Source organism: Pseudooceanicola marinus (assembly GCF_002786295.1).
In the GTDB taxonomy this organism is placed as follows: domain Bacteria; phylum Pseudomonadota; class Alphaproteobacteria; order Rhodobacterales; family Rhodobacteraceae; genus Pseudooceanicola; species Pseudooceanicola marinus.
Map to the genome: position 1 here is coordinate 1 of NZ_PGTC01000004.1, position 4725 is coordinate 4725.

The 4725-nt window shown below is 57.6% G+C and carries 5 protein-coding genes; 1 reads left to right on the forward strand and 4 read right to left on the reverse strand.

Annotation, left to right across the window (positions count from 1 at the left end; genetic code table 11):
• Positions 1 to 328: 328 nt before the first annotated feature.
• The gene (locus tag CVM50_RS00035; RefSeq protein WP_085890257.1) at positions 329 to 1723 is read right to left on the reverse strand and encodes a plasmid recombination protein; all 1395 of its coding nucleotides are present in this window, start codon (positions 1721 to 1723) and stop codon (positions 329 to 331) included.
• A gap of 270 nt (positions 1724 to 1993) precedes the next feature.
• Positions 1994 to 2521 carry an RNA 2'-phosphotransferase gene (locus tag CVM50_RS00040; protein ID WP_085890261.1) on the reverse strand — a complete coding sequence of 176 codons (528 nt, stop codon included), beginning with the start codon at positions 2519 to 2521 and terminating at the stop codon, positions 1994 to 1996.
• A gap of 214 nt (positions 2522 to 2735) precedes the next feature.
• Between CVM50_RS00040 and CVM50_RS00045 the strand changes: the two genes are divergently transcribed.
• On the forward strand, positions 2736 to 3497 hold the full coding sequence (locus CVM50_RS00045) for a BRO-N domain-containing protein (protein WP_085890258.1): 762 nt from the start codon (positions 2736 to 2738) through the stop codon (positions 3495 to 3497).
• A 45-nt stretch (positions 3498 to 3542) separates the two neighbouring features.
• Here CVM50_RS00045 and CVM50_RS21195 read toward each other — a convergent pair whose 3' ends face one another.
• Both CVM50_RS21195 and CVM50_RS00050 read right to left on the reverse strand, forming a co-directional pair.
• Positions 3543 to 3932 carry a helix-turn-helix domain-containing protein gene (locus CVM50_RS21195; RefSeq protein WP_085890259.1) on the reverse strand — a complete coding sequence of 130 codons (390 nt, stop codon included), beginning with the start codon at positions 3930 to 3932 and terminating at the stop codon, positions 3543 to 3545.
• A 48-nt stretch (positions 3933 to 3980) separates the two neighbouring features.
• Positions 3981 to 4553, reverse strand: a complete 573-nt coding sequence (locus tag CVM50_RS00050; protein WP_085890260.1) for a replication/maintenance protein RepL — start codon at positions 4551 to 4553, stop codon at positions 3981 to 3983.
• Positions 4554 to 4725 lie beyond the last annotated feature (172 nt).

A 4725-nucleotide genomic window follows, 5' to 3' on the forward strand; every position in this document is an offset into this window, starting at 1 on the left:
CCCCCCCCCATAAGAGGTTGATTTTAAAGGCTTCATATTTTGCCCCTTCTAATGATCTATAGGAGGGCAAAAAATCCACGCCCGTTCGATCGGGAGCGCGCCCCCACAGCGCTGGTCGAGCGATCGGGCGGGGGTGGAGTTTTTGAACGACGCAGGCGACGAAGGAGCCTGCATCACAGCTATCAGCTAGCTCTAACCTTGCAGCAGCGTGGTCCATTGCCGACAGCGCAACGCGTAGGGATGGGGTGGGTCAGGCAGGGAGGGGAAGGGATATCCCCAGTTCCGCCTTTCAGCGCCCGTGGCAGCTGTCGATTTTGCTGAGAATAGGTCAGGGGCCGGAGGGGCCTGAACTATAGGACGGCGGTGTTGGTTTAGGCTCATACTCCGGGTTCTTGGGATCGCGCTTCCAGGCCTCATTGAGCTTCTGCCTAACCGTTTCCCACTGTCCGGCGAGGAGCGTAGAAAGCGTTTGACGGATGTTCCGGAAGAAGTTTTCCCATCCCTCAACCTCCTTTCGCAGCCGTGCGTTCTCCTTTTCGAGCATTTGGAAGCGTGCAGGGGTGGCGTCGCGCCTGATCTGGTCTGCCTCCTTGCGCGCGGCCTCGAGAAGCGCCTCTGAGACCCGCTGTGCGTCATCTACGGCTTTTCGGCGCATGGTTACCGCTTCAGATCGAATGGCCTCTCTACGGGCCTCTGAGAGCTTCTCCGCATCAAGGGCTGCGCTGGCCCGATCCCAGTGGCCATCGGCGATACCTTCAGCCTGGGCGATGAAGTCGCGCTCTTGGTGAGCTCGCCTCTCCAAGGCAGCAGCTTCTCGTTCCAGTTCACTTACACGCAGCTGGCTACGCTCTTCCTGCTCGCGGGACGCTTGGACAATCCGAGTGCGGGCGTCAGCTGCAAGTTTGCCCGTGCGCTCGATCATGCGCTGGCGTTCCAATGCTTCATCGAGGCTGTTCTTGCGATCTCGCTCTAGATCTTCCTGGGCTTGTTTGAGCTTCTCTTCGCGTTTCCGCAGGTCGGCCGCCTGCTGGATGACCCACTCTCGCGTGGATTGGCCGGCGGGAGCATCAATGGCGCGATCCTCGCCATACTCGATCCCCAGATGATCGAGGGCGAGTGTCATGTGCTGCCGGAGCTTCTGAAAGCTTCCCGGCTTCGAGAGGGTGGGATGAGATGCCCGGCCGACAGTACGAATACCCTGAGAGGTCAGAGCCGCCGCCTTGCGCTCTTCGAACTGCTCAGGGGTCTCGCCGCGCTTCTGCTTTCCCGGTTTCCGAGCTTTCTTGAGGTAGGTCGGGGCTACCACTGCATGGATGTGGGGTGTGTCTTCGTCCAGGTGCAGCTCAGCGAAGACGAGATCGTCGCCATGCTCGGCCTGGAGCTGGTTTATGGCGGCCTTTTTCCACGCGTCCAGGCGATCCTCATCCCATGTTCCAACCGCATCAGGATCATCAGGGCGAAAGTAGCCAGGAGACACGGACACCACGATCCGCAGATAGGGCGACTCCGATTGCGCGGCAGGCTTCTTAACCCCGTCTGCGTAGAGGTTCTTGAGCGACTGCATCAGGCCGCGCTCATCGCCCTGGAGGATCTCGTTCAGGTGTGACCGTTCGGGGACGATGTTGGATGCACCGTCAGGCACACGCTTCAGGCAATGGCGGTCCAGTGAGGCGATCATGGACGGTGAGGCCGGTTCGATGTTGTAGACGAGTTTGTGTGCCATGGGTAAAGGCTAGCACGGCGGCAGATGACTGCAAAGTCTCTTTGCTCATAAGGAGACTTTGTATGGTCCCCGGCTGCGCCACCCCACAAAGTCTCCTGATGAGCCCTGCCGGGAGCTTCTCCGATCTGACGATCTGCGCGGTTAGCGACCTCCGGCCAGCACCTTGCCAGGCCACCCTTGGTGGCCGCAAACCTCATCCTTCCCCTGCCTTGTAGGGGCGATGTCAGGATGGGTTTGCAAGAGGTGTCCGCTTGTTCTGAGGTGCGGGTATCAGAAGCCGAGGTATTCCGGGGGGACGGTTGCGGTCAGCCAGACGCCATTGTCGGCGCACCAGAAGGGCAACCCGTTCGCATGCATTGCGGCGGTGTTCACCCGCAACACCACAGGGCGACCATGCCGGGTGCCAACCTTGATGGCGGTTTCCTCATCTGGCGACAGGTGGACGTGTTGGCGGCGCCCAGGCTTGATGCCGCTCGCGAAGATCGCATCAAGGTTATCGCGGGCCGTGCCGTGGAACAGTGTGGCCGGTGGCTCGGCGACCGCCAAGCCCAGATCGACGGTAACAGAATGCCCTTGTGCAGCTCGAATACGGCGGCCGTCTTCAGAGAGCGTGAACCGTTGTTTGTCGTTGTCGATAACGATTTGGCGGAGCCTATCAGGAGTAAGCCGATGTCCTGCCTTTTTCATACCCCGCAAGAGCTGGTCCACTTGGACCCATCCTCCAGGACTAAGCGTCAGCCCAATAAGATCAGGTTCATGGCGCAGGATACGTGATAAGAACTTGCTCTCTTTTGACATGACAACCAGAGGAAACAAAAAAGCCCGCCGGATGGTTCCGTCGGGGCTTGCACTTATCTCGGATTTGTGTTATTCTAGTTAACTGGACCCATGTGGCGTGGGTTCAGACAACATCAATCGCACCGCGAATCGGCGACTACACATTGACGGTATGCACTATTCTTTTTCCTCCGTCAAGCCGGTCATGGTGCACAGCTATGAGAGGTAAATACCATTGCAGTACGCCATGCAGGTCTTTGAGACCGAAGAAAATGAACAGTTTCGAGTAGTTGATCGCAACGGAGAGCCTTGGTTCGTGCTCTCCGAGGTCTGCAAAAAGCTTGGGATTGTGAACGTATCGGACGCCGCAAGCCGTCTGGACGAAGATGAAAAAGATAACATCGGAATTACCGATGCTATCGGTCGGACACGTTCGACGATCATCATCAACGAGCCTGGCCTCTATACCTTGGTGCTTCGGTCATCGAAGCCTGAAGCCAAGCAGTTCAAGAAGTGGGTGACATCTGAGGTCCTCCCTACGATCCGTCGAACAGGTAGCTACCATGGTCGCGTACCAGCGTTCATCAAGAGGGCTAACCTGAACTGGGATAGGGTGTCGGCAGGCCATTTCTCAGTGATTAATGAGCTGACAGTACGACTTTGGGGCCGGTTGGAGATGGTCGGCCATACAATGGCTGACACTGGGCCGGACGGTAAACAGCTCCGGCCGGATACGAGCGTGGGACGTCTCTTCGCCAAGCACCTGCGGGATGAGCACCCAGGGTTGGCAGATAAATATGGATACTATCTCCACACCACCCCTGAGTGGGAAGGCGACGTGCGGGAGTATCCTCTGGAGGTACTCCCGATTTTCATCAGGTTTATCGATGAAGTTTGGATTCCCCAGCATTCCGAGCGTTACTTCAACACCCGTGATCCGGCAGCTTTGCCCTATCTTCCGAAGCTTCTGCCCTTGCCTACAGGGGCAAGTTTGTAACTTCTAAGCGGAGGGGCCGTCTGCGGCCCCTCCTGCAAATCACGCTTATTTATTACTCCACAAGCGTTTGAAGAATCCTTGCGGCCGCTTGTCTTCCAAGAGTGCAGTGGCCTGCTGCCGCCACTTGTCTCGGTCCTCGCGCAGATCGGAAATCACAGCATCTTTGTCTGCTAGTCGCTCTTGGGCTGCCTCAAGACGCGCTTGCAACGCTTTGAAATCACCAGATTCTGTGGCGTTTACCTGTGTTTCCTTTGGGGTTTCTTGGGGTTCACTCTTGGGTGTTGGTGGGTAAACCCTGTGCAGCTCAGAAGGGTCGATGCGAAACGCACCCGTGTCGTCCTTTGAGGCGGATATTCGTCCTGATTTTATGGCCTTCGAGATGGTCGCCTTCGACTTCCCCGTGGCCTTCGCAGCCTCTCCAAGGGTGTACACCATGGGGTTTCCTATCGTTCACAGTTACCTGTTTTTATACTGTTCACCTGTTTACTCGTCTTCCCTTGCCGGGGTGCCCGGCAGATCGACTTCCATTCCTGGGAAGCTGGGCTGAGAGATTGGGGGCAAGCCGCTGCCCGAGGGGATTTGCATCTCTCCAATGCGGGGAAGGTGGTGCAGAGCGGCTTTGTCGGCCTCGATGGGTTCGGGCTGTTCATCTTCGGCCAAGAGCACCTCTGCCTGAAGGCGCGCGTAGCGCAGGCGGTCCCTGGCTTCGGTCCAGACTACGCGGCTGTTGAGGACATAGGCGTTGACGGTACCGCTTGCGCCGATTTGTTGAACCTCGATCCAGTTGCCAGCTTCGAGAGTCTTCAGTGCGCGTTTCACGGTGGAGGCCGACGAACCCATGAGTTTGGCCAGCACTTTGTGGGATGCGACGACCGCGTTCTGGTCACCGACGTTGGCTGCCAGGACATGGAGCAACGCGGAGGCCGCCGGATGTTTCGTGCCTAACCGTGCCCAAGCCTCATGTGCGGCGCGGTCAGTCTGCACGAAGTGGCCACGAGTGGGTTTGCTCGGGAGTGTTTCCCGGTTTTCGGCTTGTGCCCGCCCTGGTTCATCCATGACCTACCCCTAGTCCATCGGTGGTTAAATTTGAATCACACATAGTCATTTGTCGATCACGTGTGGTATGCATTATGCCGTCAAAATTCGTCCATGTCTGCACAAATTTCGCTCAGACCTAGGTCACAGCTATGACCTAGGGGTAGGTCATAGCTGTGACCTACCCCCCCCC